The 21,140-nt window shown below is 72.6% G+C and carries 10 protein-coding genes; 4 read left to right on the top strand and 6 right to left on the bottom strand.

From position 1 onward, the window contains the following. Positions 1–2 precede the first annotated feature (2 nt). Positions 3–416, bottom strand: coding sequence for a hypothetical protein (locus tag ACFCZN_RS00880; protein ID WP_430555514.1), 414 nt, complete (start codon positions 414–416; stop codon positions 3–5). 287 nt (positions 417–703) lie between these two features. On the opposite strand from ACFCZN_RS00880, the gene ACFCZN_RS00875 reads away from it, so the two are divergent. Continuing rightward, entirely contained in the window at positions 704–9,358 is an 8,655-nt protein-coding gene (locus ACFCZN_RS00875; RefSeq protein WP_430555513.1) for a DUF5979 domain-containing protein, read from the top strand. Between the two features lie 131 nt (positions 9,359–9,489). Continuing rightward, positions 9,490–9,765 (top strand): GlsB/YeaQ/YmgE family stress response membrane protein, encoded by a 276-nt coding sequence (locus ACFCZN_RS00870; protein ID WP_430555512.1) that lies wholly within the window; start codon positions 9,490–9,492, stop codon positions 9,763–9,765. A gap of 13 nt (positions 9,766–9,778) precedes the next feature. On the opposite strand, the gene ACFCZN_RS00865 is transcribed toward ACFCZN_RS00870, so the two are convergent. Further along, positions 9,779–10,861, bottom strand: a complete 1,083-nt coding sequence (locus ACFCZN_RS00865; protein ID WP_430555511.1) for an AI-2E family transporter — start codon at positions 10,859–10,861, stop codon at positions 9,779–9,781. Positions 10,862–10,921: 60 nt separating this feature from the next. After that, on the bottom strand, positions 10,922–11,341 hold the full coding sequence (locus tag ACFCZN_RS00860) for a transferase (RefSeq protein WP_429762977.1): 420 nt from the start codon (positions 11,339–11,341) through the stop codon (positions 10,922–10,924). Positions 11,342–11,510: 169 nt separating this feature from the next. Between ACFCZN_RS00860 and ACFCZN_RS00855 the strand changes: the two genes are divergently transcribed. After that, entirely contained in the window at positions 11,511–12,518 is a 1,008-nt protein-coding gene (locus ACFCZN_RS00855; protein ID WP_430555510.1) for a LacI family DNA-binding transcriptional regulator, read from the top strand. 155 nt (positions 12,519–12,673) lie between these two features. Next, on the top strand, positions 12,674–15,664 hold the full coding sequence (locus ACFCZN_RS00850) for a fibronectin type III domain-containing protein (protein WP_430555509.1): 2,991 nt from the start codon (positions 12,674–12,676) through the stop codon (positions 15,662–15,664). 29 nt (positions 15,665–15,693) lie between these two features. On the opposite strand, the gene ACFCZN_RS00845 is transcribed toward ACFCZN_RS00850, so the two are convergent. The 3 genes from ACFCZN_RS00845 to ACFCZN_RS00835 are packed head-to-tail and all read right to left on the bottom strand — an operon-like array spanning position 15,694 to position 21,131. Beyond that, positions 15,694–17,823 carry a hypothetical protein gene (locus ACFCZN_RS00845; protein ID WP_430555508.1) on the bottom strand — a complete coding sequence of 710 codons (2,130 nt, stop codon included), beginning with the start codon at positions 17,821–17,823 and terminating at the stop codon, positions 15,694–15,696. Between the two features lie 12 nt (positions 17,824–17,835). Further along, on the bottom strand, positions 17,836–19,836 hold the full coding sequence (locus ACFCZN_RS00840; RefSeq protein ID WP_430555507.1) for a DUF6807 family protein: 2,001 nt from the start codon (positions 19,834–19,836) through the stop codon (positions 17,836–17,838). Continuing rightward, positions 19,833–21,131, bottom strand: a complete 1,299-nt coding sequence (locus ACFCZN_RS00835) for an ABC transporter substrate-binding protein (RefSeq protein ID WP_429762982.1) — start codon at positions 21,129–21,131, stop codon at positions 19,833–19,835. The genes ACFCZN_RS00840 and ACFCZN_RS00835 overlap by 4 nt, the downstream gene beginning before the upstream one ends. Positions 21,132–21,140 lie beyond the last annotated feature (9 nt).

The raw sequence follows: 21,140 nt of genomic DNA, 5'->3' as shown, positions 1-21,140 counted from the left end.
GGTCAGCTGCAGTCGAGGTCCTCGCGCACGGACGAGGTCGCGTCGACGACGCCCTGTGCCTCGTCCTCGAGGGAGTCGGCCGCCTCGGCGAGGGTGGCGTCGTCGTCGACCTGGCCGAACGCCGTGACGAGGGCGTCCCACGAGCGGGCGATGTCGTCCGTGCGGTCGTCGCTCACCTGGGAGATGCTCTCCTCCAGCGTCTCCTGGGCCTCCTGCGCCTGATCGCGCGCCGCCTGCACCTCCGCGACCGTCGCGTCGGGGCCCAGGGTGCCCGCGAGGTTTCGCAGGGCGTCCGTGTATGCGGAGAGGTCCTGGCAGGTCTGGGTCGTGTCGTCCCCCATCGCGTCGGTGCTGGCCTCGCCGCACCCCGCCAGCAGCAGCGCCGTCGCGCCCAGCGCCGCCGTCGTGCCCGGCACCGTACGTCCGTGTCGTGTCCTCGCCCGGCCCATGTCGACTCCTTCGTCGCGCTCCGACGCTCTCACCTCGACTGTCGCCGCACGGCGCGCCGCTCGCGAGCGCAGACCGAGGCCCGGAAACCCGGGCTTTGGAGACCATCGTGAGGAACCGTCGTTCGCCGAGCCAAGTCGCCCGATGTCTGACATCGTCGTTGGTGGTGCTCGCGCACAGCGTCGCGCGCGGGCGGTTTGCACCGATGTGTGGAGGGGCACTGATGGTGGATCGTCGCAGTTCAACGGGTCGAGGTGTGGCCCGTCACGCCGGCAAGCACAGCGTCGCGCACGCAGGAGGCAGGCTCCGGCGCGGCTGGTCCGTGCTCGGCGTGCTCGCGCTGGGGCTCGCGGGGGCGATCATCCCGGCGACGTCGGCGTCCGCGGCGTCGTGGGGTATCCAGAAGGTGGAGACGAGCACCGGTCCGTACCAGCCGGGCCAGACCGTCACGTGGGTGGTCACGGTGTCCTGTTCGGACCCCAACGAAGATCCCTGCGTGCCGACCACGATGACGGACCCGCTGCCGGACTACGTCGAGCTCGTCAGCGCGTCGATCCAGAGCCCGGGCGCCGGGACGGTCAACCCGGCGATCGACGTCGACACCGACACCGACACGGTGACCTACACGGCCGACAGCGTGGACAACGGGCAGCAGTCGCAGATCCTCATCACGGCGGTGATAGCCGACGACATCCCGTACAGCATGAACGGCGAGCCGATCACGAACACCGCCACCGTCGACTCGGACAACTCGGAGCCGAACTCGGCGACCGACGACATCGTCCCGGAGGTGCCGTTGGTCCTCGACTCCGAGACCACCAAGTCGATCGAGCCCGACGGCGCGATCGCGAGCCCCGGCACGCCCGCGACGATGACGATCGGCGGCACGAACACGTCCAACGACCCGGTGGACTCGCTGGTCATCGTCGAGCCCACGGAGGGCACCGACCCGAACCCGTTCACCTACCTCGGCTTCACCGGCTGGGGCGACGTCGTGTGGCCCGACGGCGCTGAGTCGGCCACGGTGACGTTCACCTGCGCCGACGGGCCCGCGGAGCCGCAGACGACCACCACGCCCGACACGTTGCCCGACCCGCCGGCGGACTGCGACGTCGAGGGCTTCACGGTGCAGTTCGACGGCGACATCGCGATCGGTGCCTCGGCGTCCATCCCGATCGACGTCGAGCAGACCGACGCCGTCACGGACCTCACCGACACCACGACGATCACCAACACGACCTCGTCGAACGTGATCCACGGCGACGACGAGTCCGACCCGACGGACGCCAGCGACACCTACGTCATCACCCCGCCGAACAACAGCGTGACGCCCACCAAGACGTTCGACCCCGCCGTCGTGAGCGCGGGCGACCCGACGACGGTCACCCTGGGCGCGACCAACGACGGCGACCCGACCACGGAGATGACCATCACGGAGCCGTCGCCGGGCACGGACAGCCCGTTCGAGGGCGACGACCCGCTGACGTTCACCGGCTGGGGGACGGACGGCGCCGGTGCCGGCGTGGTGTGGCCGAACGACGCCGATGCGGCCAGCGTCACGTTCACCTGCGCGGACGGGACGACGACCGACCCGATCCCCGCTGAGGCAGAGGACACGCTGCCGGACCCGCCGGCCGGCTGCGAGGTCGTCGGGTTCTCCGTCGAGTACACCGGCAACATCGTCACCGGAGCCGAGGCGACCATCCCGTTCACGGCGGACACCGACCCGGACCAGGACGAGGACAACGTCCTGCACCCCAACGAGATCACGGCCGAGATCCCCAACGACTCCGAGACGGCGGAGGACACGCTCGAGACGCTGACGGACCGCCTCGCGACGGAGACGACCAAGTCGATCTCGCCGTCCACCATCCCGGCCCTGCCCGGCCAGACGGTCGTCATCGGCCTGCCGACCCAGCTCCTGCCGTTCGGCGAGGACGGGTCCACGACCAACGCGGACCAGATCGTCGTCCAGGACCCGACCGACCCCAGCAACCCGGGCGAGTTCTGGGACAACTTCGTCCCGACCTCGGTCCGCTCCACGGATGTGCCCGCCGGAACGACGCTCACGATCAATTACTGGAACGGCTCCGAGTGGGTCGAGGCGCCCGGCTGCGGGCCGACCGATGGCGCCGCGACGGTCAACTGCGACCTGCCGGCCGACGCCCAGGGCGTGCAGTTCGTCTATGACGACAACACGGGCGAGGGCATCCCGCCGGGCACCAGCGTGTCCCCGAACTTCATCGCGGCCTACACCGGCCCGGAGGACGCCGACGACCCGATCGAGAACTGCGGCGCCTCCAGCGCGTCCTCGGGCACGGTCGCGCCGACCGACCCGGTCGAGGGATGCGACACCGTCGACCCGTTCCCGGTGCCCGTGGGCCCGGGCGACCTCGACTTCATGGACAAGACGTTCCTCGCCCCGGACGGCCAGACCGGTGAGCCCTACACGCTGCGGGCCCGCACCCAGGACGAGATCACCGCACAGATCACCTGGTCGACCAACGGGTTCGAGAACGTGGACCCGATGGTGATCAGCGACATCGCCGATCCGGTGGCCGCCGACGACCCCGCGATCGCCGACTCGTACTACGACGCCTTCAACCTGACGCGCGTCGAGGCGATCGACGGATCGGTCGACCCGCTGATCCAGTACGACCAGATCGAGAGCGTCGAGCTGTTCATCGACGGCGCGTGGGTCGAGGCGTCGGGCGACCCCTGCCCGACGGCCTGCGACGGGACCTTCCCGGGCTACACGCTGACGGCCGACGAGCAGGAGAGCGCGACGTCGGTGCGCCTGACGTACACGGAGTCGCCGAGCCGCGCCCAGTTCCCGGCCGACCCGACGGTTCCGGCCCAGGGCGACGGCGTGGCCCGCTCGACCCAGGCCGACGGGCGCCACCTCGACCTCACGTTCCAGCTCCGCGATGACCGCCGCAGCGGCGGCCCTGCGCTGGGGCGCGACCAGGGCGAGATCTACAACAACCCCGACGACCCGGGCCTGGTGACGAACACCGCCCGGGGCACGGCGACCTTCAACCCGCCGGACGGCGGCGACCCGGTCACGCGGACGGACACCGACGCCGACGACGTGCTCATCATCGACGAGCCCATCAACGTCGGGATCGACAAGGAGTGGACGGGCGGCCCGTTGTCCGTGCCGCCGGAGGGTACGCCGTACGAAGACTTCCCGACGACGAACGTGACCATCACCGGGTCGAACAACTCGGTGGCGCGGGTGGACCAGCTGCTGATCGCCGAACCGTCGTACGCCAACGACGACAACGTCGTCGAACCCCTCGTCGCCCCGGGCACGAACCCGTTCGACGCGTTCACGCTGACGGACATCATCGACGTCGTGCCGCCGGACGGGACCGAGACGACCACGGTGACCCTGACGACCGTCGACGGGACGACGACCGACTACGACGAGGCCGGCGCCGAGGCGCTCACGGTCGACGACCTCGCCGACGTCATCGGCGTCGAGGTCGCCTTCGACGGGCGCATCGCCTCCACCGAGTCGGGCAACAACCAGGGCGTCCTGGAGATGACCCTCAAGCTGCGCGAGTTCGACCGGTACACCGGTGACCGGATCACCGTGGACCACGACCCGAACCCCGTGCCCAACAGCGCGGGCGCCCAGGTCTCGGACCCGGGGGGCACGACGGCCGACGATCCCGTGGCGTGGGACACCGCGGACGTAGAGCTCCGCGACGCGGAGATCACCATGGAGGAGACCAAGTCGTTCACCCCCGCCACGATCACCGAACCGGGCTCCGACGCGGAGACCAACCCGACCTCGGTCCTCGAGATCACGGGGCAGCCGACCGGCCCGTCCCGTGCCGTGGAGATGACGCTCACCGACGTGGACGGCAGCTTCTGGAACCAGTACGACTTCGTGGACTTCGCCGACACGACGTTCACCGGCCCGATCGACCAGGTGCAGGTGGACGCCTGCACGGGCGGGACGTACGACGAGGCGAGCGACACGTTCGACGGCTGCACGTGGACGAACGGGGTGCCCTCCGGCGCGTTCGCGCTGCCGGACGGTGTGGACGCCGCCGACGTGGTCGGCCTGCGGTTCACGTTCACCAAGGCGGACGGCAGCATCTGGGAGAACCCGGCCAACCCGACCCAGGTGGTGCACCTCACGGTGCAGGTGCGCGACACGCTGCGCTCCGACCCGGACACACTGGTGCCGACCGACCTGGAGGCGAACGACCCGGCGCCGGGCGAGGACGCGCCCGGCGTCGCCACCAACGACGTGACCGCCACGGTGACGGGCGCCGACCTGGTCTTCAACCCCGACGACCCGGCGAACCCGATCCCGGTCACCAGCGACGCCGAGGCGTCCGGCACGATCAACTATGAGCACGCCGAGAACGGCGTGAAGATCGTCAAGGACTTCAACTCCGATATCCAGGACGGCACTGAGCCGCCGGGCACGGCGTTCCCGATGAACATCACGGTCACGAACGTCGGGAACCGGCCCATCTACGACCCGGTGATCATCGACGACCCGATGCCGACGGACCCGGACGGACCCCAGCTCCGGCTCGCGGACGTCGCCGAGCCGTACAGCTACGCGCTCACCGAGCCGGGCACGGCTCCTCCCGGGCAGCCCAACGGGCCGCAGATGCCCACGGACCCGGACGACGTGACCGTGGACCGCGACGGCAACATCGCCGGGCTGACCTTCACCTTCCCTGAGGGCACCGTGCTCGAGGTCGGCCAGGTCTACACGATCACCGTGCAGGTGATCTTCCGGACGACGCTGCCCGCCAACACGGTGGTCAACAACACCGCGGGCGTGACCGGCGACCGACCGTGGGACGTCTGCCAGGCCCAGTCCGGTGAGGACGGGACCACCATCCCCGGTCGCATCAACGAGGAGACGGGCGCGTGCGAGGCGGACGCAGACGTGACGCCGATCCCGTCGGGTGTGCTGGCCGAGTCGAAGTACGTCAAGGCGACGGACGACCAGTACCCGCTGGGCTTCATCGTGGACCCCGGTCAGCCGCCGCCGGGCGGAGTGGGCGCCGAGGACTGTGAGCCGGTCGAGCCGGCCGGCGACCCGGAGTTCTACGCCTACCCCTGCACCCCGGTCATCCCGCCGGGGCATGACGAGACCTGGCGCATCCGCGTCGACAACGTCGGCAACCTGCCCATGGACAAGGTGGTCATCTACGACCGCATGCCCACGCCGGGAGACACCGCGTCCGACCCGACCAGCAGCTCGGCGCGCGGGTCGCAGTGGGAGCCGATCCTCAACCCGAACTTCCCGCCCGAGGTGGTCGACGCGCCGGCGGGCAGCACGACCACGTTCTACTACACGCTCGTCGACGACTACTGCGCGGAAGACCTCACCGACCCGGTGGACGAGCCCGTCTGCTCCGACGACCCGACCGCCGGCGGGTGGGCGGAGCTCACCCCGGACACTCCCGACGAGACGTACGAGGAGATCACCGCGTTCAAGGCCGTGATCACGATGGCCGACGGGAACCTCTTCCGGCCCGGCAGCTCGCTCGCGCTGGAGGGGACGACGACCACTCCGCCCGAGGTGCCGGAGGCCGGCGACCGGTCGATCGCCTTCAACTCGGCCGCGGCGTCCGGGGTCGTCGTGACCCAGGCTGGTGACCGGATCAACTCCCTGTCCGCCGAGGGCACCAAGGTGGGCGTCGCGACGGCGTCGGGCCCGCTCGAGGTGAACAAGCTGGTCACGGGCGACGGCGCGCAGTACGCGCCGGACTCGTTCGAGCTCAACGTGCAGTGCACGTCCGGCGTGGGCACCTGGGTGGAGGAAGAGCTCGACCCGATACCCATCACGGTCGTCCCCGGCACGCCGACGATCGTGCCGAACCTGCCGTACGGCGCCGAGTGCACCATCACGGAGGATGCGGACGCCGGGCAGAGCGAGCTCATCGTCGGCACCGTGACGATCGACAGCGAGGACCCGGAGGACCCGACCACCATCACGGCGATCAACCGCTACGACCTGTCGAGCATCGTCATCGACAAGGAGGTCGTCAGCGACGCGGTGGACCAGGACGGCGAGCCGATCGTGTTCGGTCCGTTCGACGGCACGGTCGAGTGCACGTTCCTCGGGGAGCCCGTGTACGCCGACGGCTACGGGCCGGACGACCCGATGACGTTCGAGCTGGACGACGGGGACTCAGTCGAGTTCGACGGCCTGCCCGTGGGGTCGGAGTGCACGGTCACGGAGACGGGCGCGGGTAACGCGTCGTCGACGACCATCACCGTGCAGCACGGCCCGCTCGGCGAGCCGGTCGTGACGGACGGCGTCTCGGCGGACCTCACACTCGCCGGCGACATCGTCGGGCAGCCGCGCAACGCGGTGACGCTGACGAACACCTTCGACGTGGGCTCGATGCAGCTGCTCAAGGAGGTCACGGGCGACGGCGCCGACTTCGCCACGGGGCCCTACACGTTCGAGGTCGTCTGCACGTTCGACGGCGACGGCGCGGGGGGATCGGACCCGCAGACCGTCTACGAGGACTCGCTGAGCCTCGGCGGGGACGACCCGCTCGACGCGACGATCGACAACCTGCCGATCGGGGCCGAGTGCGTCGTGACCGAGACGGACGACGGCGGTGCCACGTCCACGGACATCGACCCGGAGACGGTCGTGATCGGCGGGGACGACGGCACCCAGGACCCGGTCGAGGTCACCGCGACCAACACCTTCGACGTCGGATCGATCGCCGTGGACAAGGTCGTGGACGGCGACGGCGCGCAGTACGGCACCGGGCCGTACGAGGTGACCCTCGAGTGCACCTTCCAGGGCGAGCCGATCGAGATCCCCGGCGGCGCCACGAGGGAGCTCACGCCGGGCGACCCCGCCACCTTCGACGGGCTGCCGATCGGCGCCGAGTGCGCCGTGACCGAGTCGGACGACGGGGGTGCGACGTCGGTCGCGATCGACCCGGAGAACGTCACGGTCGGCGGGGACGACGGCACGGAGACCGAGGTCGGTGTCACCGTGACGAACACCTACGACCTCGGGTCGCTCCAGGTCGAGAAGGACCTGGCCGGGCTGGGGGCGCTGTACGGGCCGGGGCCGTTCGAGGTGCAGCTCGCGTGCAGCTTCGAGGGCGAGGCCATCGACCCGATCCCCGGCGGCGCGACCCGTTCGATCAACGCCGGTGAGACGATCACGTACGACGACCTGCCGGTCGGCGCAGAGTGCACGGTGACGGAGACGAACGACTTCGGCGCCAGCTCGGTCGAGATGGACCCGGTCGGGGAGGACCCCGAGGAACCGGCCACCAGCGGCACGGTGACCGTCGGCACCACCGACGACGACCCGGTGCTCGTCACCGTGACGAACACGTTCCTCACGTCGCCGGTGGTCGTCCGCAAGGTGGTCGACGGCGACGGGGCCGAGTTCGCCCCGCCGATGCCGGACTTCGAGCCGTTCCCCGGCCTCCCCGACCCGCTGCCCACCACGCCCGAGGACATCCTGGCGGCGCTCCAGGACGTCCAGGAGTGGCTGGCACAGGTGCCGTTCGACGAGTTCCCCTACCAGGTGTCGATGGCGTGCACGACGAGCGAGGGCGAGGAGGTCACGATCCCGGGCGGCGAGACCCGCCGGTTCGGGCCGGGCTTCCCGGGCCTGTACTTCGGCATCCCCGACGGGGCGACCTGCACCGTGACGGAGACGGACGAGGGCGGTGCCACCTCGGTGGCGGTCGCGCCCGACGACGTCGTGGTGGACGGCTCGGCGCCGATCACGGAGCCGCAGGCGTTCACGGTCACCAACACCTACGACGTCGGCGAGTTCACCGTCGAGAAGGCGGTGGACGGCGACGGCGCCGAGGCGTACGGCGACGGGCCGTTCGAGGTGACCGCGGTGTGCACGTTCGAGGGCAACGACATCGAGGTCCCGGGTGGTGCCACGCGCGCCGTGTCGCCGGACGAGCCGGCGGTCTACTCCGGTCTGCCGGTGGGCGCCGACTGCGTCGTCAGCGAGTCCGACGACGGCGGGGCGACGTCGTCGACGATCACCACCGCCGTCGAGGACGGTGACCCGGGCGAGGTCGTCGTGCCCGCGTCCGACGCCGAGCAGGTCTCGCTGCTGCTGACCAACACCTTCGACCTGGGCGAGCTCACGGTCGACAAGGTGGTGGACGGGGACGGGGCGGAGGCCTGGGGGTCGGGCCCGTTCGAGGTCACGCTGTCCTGCACGTTCGACGGCGAGGACATCGAGATCCCGGGCGGGGCGACCCAGACGATCACGGGCGGCGAGTCGGTGACGTACACCGACCTGCCGGTCGGGGCCGAGTGCGTGGTCACCGAGTCGGAGGCCGCGGGCGCCACCACGACGACCATCTCCACGACGGTCGACGGCGGCGACCCGGGCCAGGTCGTGGTGCCGGGCGCGGACGCCGACCCGGCGGTGGTCACCGTGACCAACACGTTCGACGTCGGCTCGCTGGCGGTGGACAAGGTGGTCGACTTCGAGGGTGACGCGTACGACGTCGGGCCGTTCGAGGTGACCCTCGCCTGCACGTTCCAGGGCGAGGACATCGAGATCCCGGGCGGCGCGGCGCGCGAGATCGCGGCGGGCGACACCGTCACCTACGCCGGGCTCCCGATCGGCGCGGAGTGCGTCGTGACGGAGACGGACGACGGCGGCGCGGCGTCGTCCACGGTCTCGACCGTGGGCGACGGCGACCCGGGCGCGGTGACCATCGCGGCCGACCCGGCGTCGTTGACGGTGACGAACACGTTCGACCCGCCCCCACCGCCCCCGGGCGGCGACGGCGACACCGGCGGGGGCGGCTGGCTCCCGACCACCGGTGCGGACATCGCCCTGTGGGTCGGCCTCGCCGTCCTGCTGGTCGCGGGCGGGGCGATCCTCGTCGGGATCCGGCGCCGACAGCAGCACTGACGCCCGCCCACGACGGCGCCGGCCCTGGTCACAGGGTCGGCGCCGTCGGCGTTCGGGGGGCGAGCAGCGGGGGTCCGCCGTACCTTCGTTGCGGGCGCGACCTGCGCCGTCGTCGAGGAGGGAGCACCACCGTGACCATCTCGGGCATCATCACCGCGATCATCATCGGCGCCATCATCGGCGCCCTGGGCCGGCTGTTCGTCCGGGGGAGGCAGAACATCTCGATCATCGTGACGATCCTCATCGGGATCGTCGCCGCCCTGCTGGGCACGTGGATCGCGAGCCTGTTCGACGTCAAGGACACGGGCGGCATCGACTGGATCGAGCTGCTCTTCCAGATCGTCCTGGCCGTGATCGGCGTCTCGATCGTCGCCGGGATGGGCGGCCGCAAGCAGACGACCCCCTGACACGAGCCGGGCGTCAGCCCGTCGTGAGGTCGGTGAGGTCCTCGGCCGCGTCCGTCCTGCGGGCGTGGCCGAGGACGTCGCGCACGATGACGGTCACGGGCGCGGACAGCATCGCGCCCAGCAGGCCGGCGAGCACGGCGCCGATGATCGTCGAGCCGAGGTTGACGATCGGGTGCAGCCGCAGCTGGTCGGAGGAGAGCTTGGTGAGCATCAGCGTCTGCACGACGTTCTGCACCACGAGGATGACGGCGAGCAGGATCAGCGCCGACGTCGGGCCCTGCGACCCCAGGGCGATGAGCACGGCGAACGCGCCGGAGAAGATCGCGCCCAGGTACGGGATGTACGAGGTCACGAAGGTGACGAGCGCGATCGAGAACGCCAGCGGCACGTCGAGCAGGACCGCGCCCAGCCCGATGAGCACCGCGGTGACGAGGCTCGACGTCGTGAGCGCGCCGAAGTAGCGGCGCAGCGTGGCCGTGGCCTCGTCGACGACGACGCGGCCGGGCGTGCCGCGGACGGACGAGTGGCGCGCCGCGAACTCCTCGATGCGGGGCCAGTCCGCCATCACGTAGAAGAGGAAGAAGACGGCGACGAACGTGCCGACGACGAACGCCGCGGCGCTGGAGAACACGCTCCCGAACAGGCTGGCGACGCCGCCTGCCAGGGAGCTCGTCGTCTCGCTCAGGTCGACGCCGGACAGGTCGAGCGTCGTGCCCGCGAGCTGCTGCTGGAGGGTGTCGAGGCCGCTGCCCAGCCGGTCGGTGATCTCCGCTCCCTGGTCGACGACGCCGTCGGCCGTGACCCAGACGGCGACCCCGAGGACCGCGCCCAGCGCGACCAGCACGGCGAGGGAGCCGAGGCCGCGCCGCAGCCCCAGCCGCTCCAGGCGGTCGACCAGGGGGTGCAGCAGCACGCCGAGCACGGCGGCGACGACGAGGGGGACGGCGAGCCCGCTGATCGCCGACACGGCGGCGTAGACCACCACCGCGGCCGCGGCGATGCCGACCACCGCCCACCCGATCCGTCCGAGCCGCAGCACGCCGTCGCCGGAGGGCCGCGCCGTCTCCGTGGCGGGTTCGGGGTCATGGTGGGGCACGGTTCTCCTCGGGTCGGTCCCGAGCATCATGCCGCGCGGGCGCCGGCAGCGCGCGCCGCGTCAGGCGGCCGTGCCGAAGTCCTTCCGCCGGCGTTCGCCGTGCGCCGTCTCGCCGTCGGGGACGATCGCGTCGGGCGGCACGACGACGCCGGACGGGACGCGGCTGTCGGTGCCGAGGCGGGTGCCGGAGCCGACCCGGGCGTCGTCGCCGACGACGCCACGGACGCCGACGTGCACGTTCTCGTCGACGCGGGCTCCGCGTCCGACGACGGCGTCGACGTCGACCCAGCTGAACCGGCCCACCTTGGCGTGCGCGCCCACGCGGGCGCCGGCCTCGACGTACGCGCCGGGCCTGATGGTGGCGTCGGGGTGGACGCTCGCGTGCGGCGAGACGAAGCCCTCGCCGTTGTCGTGCCGGAGGTACCGGGTGAACTTCCCCGGCTCGTGCTCGACCTCGACCTTTCGGGGGATGCGTCGCAAGAGTGCTCCTCATGGTGCGGGTGAATCTTGTGACATAACGCGCAAGGGGCGCCTGGTGTTCCCGGACGCGGCCCCGGCGGTCGGACGGCTGCGCGTTCCCGTGTGCAGTACGGTCGGGTCCTCAGCGGGAACGCTTCCAGGTGGTGCGTGGACGAAAAGGAGCGCTGGCGTGCGCAGACATCGTGCGAGGCTGGCGGACGTGGCCGAGGCCGCAGGCGTGTCGATGTCGACGGCGTCGAAGGCCATCAACGGTCGCGGCAGGATCTCCGCCGCCACCCGACGGCGCATCCTGGACAGCGCGCGCGAGCTCGGCTTCGTCGCCAGCAGCGGGCCCGGGCGGCAGCCGGTCACGTCGGTGGGGGTGCTGGCCGCCGACCTCGAGTCGCGGTTCTCGCTGCCCATCCTCGACGGGCTCGAGGACGGCCTGAGCTCGTACTCCTCGTTCGTGCACCTCTGCAACGCCCGGGATGACCGGCTGCGCGAGCGTCACCAGCTCAACGCCCTGCTGGACCGCCGGGTCGACGGGCTGATCGTGGTGGGCGGGCGCACCGAGGAGCGCGACCCGGTCGGCGAGGACCTTCCCGTCCCGGTCGTCTACGTGCACAGCCGGTCCCGGGACCCGCGCGACACCTCGCTGGTCGTGGACGACGCCCAGGGCGGCCGCCTCCAGGTCGAGCACCTCGCGGGGCTCGGGCGGACCCGCATCGCGCACGTCAGCGGCCGGCCGCAGTACCGGGTGGCCGCCGACCGCAGGACCGGCGTCGCCGAGGCCACGGAGGCCCAGGGGCTGCGGCTCGTCGCCGACCTGGCCGACGGCCCGCGGACCGCCCTGTGGGGGCGGGCGGCGATGCTCCGCATCCTCGAGGACGTCGGGGCCGGCGCCGTCGACGCGGTCGTGTGCGACTCCGACGCCATCGCGCTGGGCGTCATCGACCGTCTGCGGCGGGAGTCCGTGCGGGTCCCCGAGGACGTGGCGGTCGTGGGCTACGAGAACTTCGGCCCGCTGGTGTGGAACTCCGACCCGAGCACCACGAGCGTCGACATGGAGCTCGAGGAGATGGGCCGCGAGGCGGCGCGGCTCCTGCACGGTGCGCTCGCGGGCGGCGGCCTCGAGCCCGGGGTCGTCGCCATGCCGTGCGAGCTCGTGCCACGCGGTTCGACGACGTCCGGTCTCTGACCCGCACGCCCTCCCACCCTTTCCTCACCCCTCGTCGTTCCTGTTGACGTGCACGGACGTCGGCGCTACGTTCAGGAAACCGCATTCCCACAATGTTGCGCACGTACAGAGAGGTACGGACGATGAGGGCACGACGGTCAGCAGCACGATCCGCGGTGGCGGCCGCCGCCGGACTGGCGGCGGCCCTGGCCGTCCTGGTCCCCGCGGCACCGGCGTCGGCGGGCGACGACGCCCTCCCGGCGTTCCCCGGCGCGGAGGGGTTCGGGTACGCCGCGACGGGAGGACGTGGCGGCGAGGTCTACCACGTGACGAGCAAGGAGCTGACGGGCCCGGGCACCTTCCACGACGCGCTCACCACCGCGGGCGACGTGCCGCGGACGATCGTCTTCGACGTCGCGGGGGACGTGACGATCCCGCAGATCGTGGCGCGCGACAAGCACGGGATCACGATCGCCGGCCAGACGGCGCCCGGCGACGGCGTGACCATCAAGGGGAACACCGTCCGGTTCGTCGAGTGCAGCGACGTCGTCATCCGGAACATGCGGTTCCGGCTCGGCTCGGCCTCGACGGACGACGCGATGTACATCGAGGACTCGCAGGACGTCATCGTCGACCACTCGTCGTTCTCCTGGGCGGGCGACGAGGTCCTCTCGATCAAGAGCAAGGACTACGACGCTCCGCGGTCGAAGAACATCACGGTGCAGTGGTCGATCATGTCGGAGGGCCGGCTGACCCACTCCATGGGCGGGCTCGTCGAGATGAACACCATCTCGATGCACCACAACCTCTACGCCCACAACAACGACCGGAACCCGAAGACCAAGGGCGTCATGGACTTCGTGAACAACGTCGTCTACAACTGGGGCGACTTCCCCTACGTGGCCGGCGGCGAGTCGGGCACCAAGGGGTACGGCAACGTGGTGGGCAACTACTTCGTCGCCGGCGTGAACTCCGCGAACCCCACCGCGGCGGTCGTGCGGGGCAACGAGAACTACCAGGTGTTCCTCGACGACAACCGGATCGACAGCAACCGGGACGGGGTCCTGAACGGCCGGGACACCGGTTCGGGGATGATCGAGGCCGCCCGCCCGGCCGTCCGGGTGCCCGAGCGCTTCGCGTACCCGCCGGTGCACACCCAGAGCCCCCGCCGCGCGCTCGACCTGACGCTCGACCACGCGGGCGCCTCGGTCGCGCGCGACGCGGTGGACGCGCGCGTCGTCGACGAGGTGCGGCACCAGACCGGTGCCATCATCGGGGACGAGTCGGACGTCGGCGGGTACCCGGAGCTCGACGAGGGCACCCCGGCGACGGACGCCGACCGGGACGGCATGGCCGACGACTGGGAGCTCGCGCGGGGACTCGACCCGGCGGACCCGGAGGACCGCAACGGCGACGACGACGGCGACGGGTACACGAACCTCGAGGAGTACCTGAACGAGCTCGCGGCGCCGGGCTTCCCGAAGGGCTACCCGCTGACCCCGGTGGAATGGTCCGGCGACGCCTTCGAGCCGCCGGCGCCGGAGGCCCCGGAGGCCGCGCCGGCCGCGCCGCTGGAGGGCGACGCGATCCGCAGCGCCGTCGTCACGGACTCGAGCACCAACGGGGCCGCCAACGCCGCGCTGTGGTCGATCCAGCAGGACCTCCAGGTGGGCGACTTCGTCGCCGGGGACCGGATGACCGGCAGCAAGGCCTACCGGTTCACGTCGGTGCCGGCGGAGATCCAGGGCCTCGAGTGGGTCCGGTCGGCGGTCGAGTCGCGCGCCGCCACGAACGACGACCTGCTCTCCTTCTTCCTGCCCGTGGACGCGGACGTCTGGGTCGCGCACGACACGCGCATCTCCCCGCGCCCCGCCTGGCTGACCGACCGCTACGAGGCCACGGACCTCACCGTCGCCGACGACCACGGCGGGTCGTGGAAGCTCTTCAAGGCGCGGTTCCCCGCCGGGTCGCACGTGGTCACCGGGGCCAACGCGGGCGGCACCGTCCTCAACTACATCGTCGCCGTGGACCCCGTGCCGGGCGCGGACGAGCCCGTGAGCGCCGCGCCGGCGGACCTCGGCGCCGAGTCGTCGGGGGCCGCGGGAGGCCTCGGGGTCGACCTCTCCTGGACCGGCTCCGCCGGCGCGACCGCCTACCTGGTCGCCCGGGCGTCGTCGTCCGAGCCGGCGATGCGGGTGGTCGGGACCACCGCGGACACCTCGTTCCGTGACGCCGACGTCGAGGCCGGGGTGCCGTACCGGTACCAGGTGACGGCCGTCGGACCCGGCGGGGCCTCGGACGCGTCGGCCGCGGTGAGCGCGCTGGTGACCTCGGGGTCCACGACGGCGCCCGCGCCGGGCGACCTCGCCGTCGGTGCCGCCCGGAGCTACTCCGTCGACCTGGGCTGGTCCGCCGTCGACGGCGCCACCGCGTACGGCGTCTACCGCGCACCGGCCGACGGCGGCGAGCTCGAGCTGCTCGGCCACGTGGCGGACCCGTCGTACACCGACGACACGGCCGAGCCGTCGTCGTCGTACCGCTACGCCGTGACGACGGTCTCCCCGGGCGGGGAGTCGGAGCCGTCCTCTGCCGTCTCGGCCGCGACGTCAGGCCCGCTGGACCCGGTGGTGGCCCCGGGAGGGCTTCAGGCCACCGAGGTGTCGGCCGCGGCGTTCGCCCTGGGCTGGGAGCCCGTGCCGGGCGCCGAGACGTACCAGGTGTACCGCCGTGACGGCGGGGGCGCGTTCGCCCTGGTCGGCACGACCACCGAGCCGGCGTACGAGGACGACACCATCGGGGCCTCCGTGGCGTCCTACGACTACGCCGTCACGGCGGTCAACGAGCTGGGCGAGTCGGAGCGGAGCGCGAGCCTCACCGTGCCGCTGCCCGTGCCCGCGCCGCCCACCGACCTGCGCGTGGGGCTCCAGGGCGCCACGTTCACGGGCCTGGTCTGGACCTCGGGCGGGGGCGCGACGGAGTACCGCGTGCTGCGGTCCAAGGCCGGCGGCGATCCGCAGGAGGTCGGCGTTGCGAAGGTGCACACCACCTACGACCGCGACCTCGAGCCCGGCACCGCGTACACCTACCGGGTGGTGGCCGTGAACGCGGCCGGCACGTCGGAGCCGTCGGCCCCGCTGCGGGCCGTCACCCTGCCCGGCTCGCCGTGAGGCGCCGCCCGGGCCGGCGGTGACCGGCGTCAGACCGTGGCGGGGAACCCCTCCAGCTGGACGTCCCAGCCGGCGGGGAACCCCGCCCCGCCGTCGAGGTGGGTGCGCGCCATGAGCGCGACGGCGGCGAGCAGGCCGCCGTTGCCCGGCAGGTACAGGGGCAGCGAGTCCGTCTGGTGGTTGTGCCCGTTCGGCAGCACGACGTTCTTGCCCGCCGCGTCCATGAGCGCGTCGACGGCCCAGCCGGGCTCGCCGAGGCGCGTCGCCGTCATCGCCATCATGGGGTAGTCCCAGCCCCAGGTGGACGTCCAGTCCCAGTCGCGCAGCACGTCCAGGTAGGTGGCGCGCATGACGTCGGCGTCGATCAGCCCGACGTCGGGGACGATGCCCAGCGCGCCGAGCATCGAGGGGTGGTCGGTCCGGATCGTGTACGGCTCGACGTCGACGCCGGTGTAGACGCCGTCGCGCACGTGCGGCGCCATCATGCCCTCCGCGACCTCGGCCCACCGCTCCTCGACCGGCAGGCCCAGCCGCTCGCGCCACGCGTTGGCGGTGCGCAGCGCCCAGCGCCAGTACGCCAGCTCGAACGGCGGGTTCGACAGGCGGGCTCGCTCTGCCGCGTAGCTCTCCTGCGCGGGCACGAGCGGCGGGCCGAGCGTGAACCCGTCCGTCCCCCTCTGGGCGAAGTCGGCCATGAACTCCGCCGACGCGAAGACGACCTCGGCCTGCTCGCGCAGGAACGCGTCGTCGCCGGTGACCCGGTGGACGAGCTCGGAGAGGTAGACGACGTGCGGTTGCTGCCACACGAGGTGGACGCCGATGGAGCTCGGCGTCTCGCGCAGCACGGAGCCGAGCTGCTTGGGCCAGCGAGCCCCGGCGTAGCCCTGGGCGTGCGCGGTGTCCCGGGCCAGCGGCAGGGCGTGCCGGTACCAGCCGAGGCTCGGCTCGAGGAGCTCGGGGCGGCCCCACATCGGGAAGTGCGCGGCGTGCCACCAGTGCATCTCGAGGTGGAACTTGCCGCGCCACGAGTTGCACACCAGCCCGGTCTCCTGCGGCGGGAGGGACCCTGCGCTGTTCACGGCCGTGACGTACTGCGACAGCACGACGCGCCGCTCGAGCTCCCGGGCGCGCGGGTCGTCGGTCCCCGCGAGCTGCAGGGCCGCGCCGGACTCCCAGAAGTCCCGCCAGTGCGCGGCCGCGGCGCGGTGCACCTCCTGGGCGTCGCCTGCGGCAGCCGCGGTGTCCGCGTGCCCGGCCCGGGAGGGCAGCAGCACCATGTCGCCCTGCCCGTCGGTGGTGAGCTCGACGGCCACGTCGACGTCGTCGGCCGTGGGCCGCAGGACGACGCGGTGCGGCGCGACGTGCGTCAGCTCTGCGCCGGCGGCGGCGACGTGCACCCGGTAGGTCGAGTCGTCGAGCCGCCGCTCCACGAGCCACCCGCCGGGCACGGGCGTCACGGACGTGGAGTGGGCGTCGGGGGAGTCCCAGTCGGCGGCGTTGTGCCAGTCCGACGAGCCGTAGGGGAAGTCGACGGCGATGGCGAGCCCGGCGGCCCGGGCGGACGCGACGGTGACGCCGATCCGATCGCGGGTCGGGTGGACGGAGGTCCGCACCCGCACCGGCACGCCGCGGTGGGAGAACGCGCTGTCCACCGTCCCCGACCACAGGTCGAGGACCTGGCGGGTGCCCGTGAGGTCAGCCGGGCGCAGCGCGACGAGGGGCTCGCCGTCGTCCTCGTCCCTGGTGACCGCGACGAAGCCGATGCGGCCGAGGTCGAGGCGGTGCGGGTTGGCCCGGAACCACCGGGTGGCGTCGTACCCCGGCGTGTCCCGGCGGCTCTCCTCGACGTACGGCACGAGCCGGCCGTCGACCTCGTACCGCCGGGTGGTCTCCTCCAGCGCGTACTCCCGCTCGCCCGCGATCGAGTGCCAGGCCCACTGGGTCTGGGTGCCGAGGAGCGTGCCCGGGTCGTCGCGGTCGGGCTCGTGGCCCCGCTTGTGCACCGGGTACTCGCCGGGCATCGACTGCAGGCCGGTGAGGTCCACGGTGAAGCCGAGCTCGCCGTTCCCGACGGTCACGGGGCTGCGCGGGTCCAGGGCGGTCTGCACGACGTCGTGCCGGCGCACGAGCGCGCGCCGGTCGATGGGCTGGGAGTGCACGGTGGGGCCCTTTCAGGCGGGTCGGGAGGCGAGCGGTGCGGGCGCGAGGTCGCGCGCCAGGGTGTCGGCGGCGAGCCGCGCGACGTGGTCGTCGTCGAGGACGCCGTCGGCGACGAGCACGCGGACGCGCCGGCGCAGGGACTCGTCGACCGGCGCGGTGGTGCGGCGGTCCCACGCGAGCGCGAGGCCGACGCCGGGGTAGCCGGCGGAGCGGACGAACCACGGGTCCGTGTCGTCGTCGTGCGCGGCGACGACGACGAGCGTGGCGGGCCCCGAGGCGAACGTGGCGGTCCAGGCCAACCACGGAGACGTGGTGCCGTGCACGGCCTGCTCGCCGTCGGCGTCCGCGGTCCGCACATGGACGTCGGTGCAGGGCGCGATGCGCCAGAAGAAGCCGCCGTAGCCGCCGCCGGCCCGGCCGTTGCTGCCGGGGCCGCCGAGCGGGACCGGGTCGCCGGTGGCGCTGCGGAGCTCGGTCCGCAGGTCGAGCCACCAGCCGTCGGGGGAGGGGGACGCCTCCCACCGGCGGTGCTCCGTCAGCAGGGCGGCGCCCGCGGGGTCGCACCAGGTCAGCGACTGCTCGGCGATGCCGCCGCGGCGGGCGTGCCGGTCGAGGCGCACGTGCCCGTGGTCGGCCCGCCAGACGTACTCGCGGTCCTCCGCCGTGAACGTGCGGCCGCCCCAGAGGTTGGTGCCGCTCACGTCCTGGATCGCCAGGCCGGCGCCGAGGTGCCAGGCGTGGTCGGCCGGCAGGTGGTCGGTCACGACGACGCCGTCGAGGGTGGAGACCGGGTGCAGGTAGGGCCGCGGGGAGAGGATCGGCGCCACGTCGGCGCCGTCGCGGAGCTCGGCGACCGGCACGCCGCCCACGTCGAGCACGTCGAGGGCGGGTCGCCTCCGCGCCCACGGCACGCCCAGCTCGGCGAGCGTCGCCTGCGCGACGACCGCCCGCGCGAGGATCGCGTCGACGTCGTGCACGACCGGTCGCCGGTCGCGGCCCGAGCCCGTCCAGGTCACGGCCTCCGGGGGGATCTGGCGGGGCGCATCGGCCACCCGCACCGCCTCGAGCACGCGCATGAACGCGCCGGAGTCGGCCAGGGGGCTGAGCAGGTCCGCGCCCGTCGCGCGGTGCACGAGCAGGTCGTCGAGCAGGTGCGCGCGGCCCGCGGTGAGGGTGCGCCGTCCGGCGACGCCGTCCACCGTGAGCTCGTCGGTGGTGTAGCTCAGCTCGATCGTGCCGCGGGTGCCGCGCACGCGGATCACCGGGGCCGTCTGCTCCTGCGCGCACAGCGTCAGGCCGAGCGTCACGGCGACGCCGCTGGCCGTGCGGACGCGGACGACGGACGTGTCGTCGGCGTCGATCGCGTGCGCGCGGTAGAGGTCGGCGTCGACGTCGAGCACGTCGTCCGCGCGCCGGGCGCCGGCCAGGCGCAGCGCCGTCACGACGGCGTGCGCGAGCGGGTTGGTCGACACGCCGTCCACCACGTCGACGCCGTCGAGGACGCGCCTGCCCGCCCACGGGGACCGGTCGTAGTAGCCGACCGTGCGCGACCACGTCCCGACGGCGCCGACGGCCAGCACGTCGCCGATCTCGCCGGCGCGGAGCGCGTCCTCGATGATCCCCAGGGCCTCGGACCCCAGGCTCTGGAACCCGACCTGCACGACGCGGCCGGCGTCGCGCGCAGCCCGCTCGAGCTCGACGTACTGCGCCCACGACGCGACCGGCGGCTTCTCCACGTAGACGTCCGCCCCGGCCGCGACCGCCCGCAGCGCAAGGGGCGCATGGGTGTGCGGCGGCGTCGAGATCACCACCACGTCGGGCTCGACGCCGGCGTCCAGCAGGTCGGCGAGCGAGTCGAACCAGGGGACGCCGCCGGCGTCGTCCTCGGGCGGGCGAGGGTCCGCGACGCCGAGCAGCCGGGCCCGGCCGGAGCGCTCGGCGCCCCGCAGGTGCTCCAGGTGGCGGGTCGCGTAGCCGTGGCCGCCGACGAGGGCGACGCCGGGGGCGGTCACTTCAACGAGCCTTCGACCTCGGAGATGAACTGCTCGGCGGCGTCGTCCGGCGTCGTCCGCTCGAAGAGCACGTCCTGCATCAGCCGGGTGAAGATGTCCCCGGTGCTGCTGGCGCCCTCGGGGGCGGGCATCCGCGCGCCGGCGTCGGACGCGGCGATCTCGTCGATGAGGTCGACCTCCTTCTGCTGCACGGTGCTGAGGCTCTCGCGCAGGTGGTCGCGCACCTCCGCGTTCGCCGGGACCCCGCGGTCCGTGCCGACCGCGTCGACCACGCGCGGGTCGTTGATGAGGTAGTCGAGCAGCATCGCCGCGGCCTCGGGGTGCGCGGTCTTCGAGGTGATGGCGTACTCCATCGTGGAGCCGACGCGGTTGCCGACCGCCTCGGCCTCGCCGGGGAGGTTCGCCTCGACGACGGAGTCGCCGAGCGCGTCCGCCTTGAAGTTGCTCCACGCGAAGGCGATCCCCTGCTTGCCGGTGCCGAACAGCGACTGCTCGGGCACGGCCGTCGAGTCCTCCACGAAGATGCTGGCCTCGGGGGTGGCGCCGTTCTTCTGGGCGTCCAACCAGAGCTGGAACCAGGCGGACACGGTCTCGGGGCTCACGCCCACGGTGCCGTCCTCGGCGAAGATGGCCTCGCCGTGCTGGTGGGCCCAGGCGTCGAGCAGCGAGGAGTTGGCGAACGGCACGGTGCCGTAGGTGCCCTTCGGGCTCTGGTCGGACAGCTGCTGCGTGATCGCGGCGAAGTCGTCCCACGTCCACGTCGACGTGTCCGGGAGCTCGACCCCGGCCTCCTCGAAGACGGCCGGGTTGAGGAAGGCCGCCAGCGCGTTGACGCCGGACGGGACGGTGTACTGCGTGCCCTCGATCTCGCCGATCTTGAGCGTGTCCGCCGGCACCTTGGAGGTATCGAGGTAGTCGGACACCGTGCCGAGGTCCAGCAGCGCGCCGCGGCCGGCGTACTCGCTCGGGTAGGAGCCGCCCATCGTGATCAGGTCGGGGGCGTCGCCGCCGGCGACCTGCGTCGCGAGCATGTCCCAGTAGCTGCCGAAGTCGCTGCTCTGCGTCTCGACGGTGATGTTCGGGTGATCCTCCTCGAACCCCTTGATCGCCTCCTTCGTGATCTGGTTGCGCTCCTCCCCGCCCCACCATGCGAAGGTGATCGTCACCTCCTCGTCGGGGTCGTAGGGCGCGGCGTCGGCGCCGGGCTGGTCGACGGCGCAGCCCGCGGCGGTCGTCAGCACGACGAGGCCGGCGGTGGCCGTCGCGACGGTCGTCCTGAAGTTGAGTCTCTGCATGGGGTCGTA

Source organism: Isoptericola sp. NPDC056134 (genome assembly GCF_042264825.1).
Taxonomy (GTDB): domain Bacteria; phylum Actinomycetota; class Actinomycetes; order Actinomycetales; family Cellulomonadaceae; genus Isoptericola; species Isoptericola nanjingensis.
The sequence above is the reverse complement of the archived record's forward strand: the minus strand, read 5'-3'. Positions and strand labels throughout refer to the sequence as shown.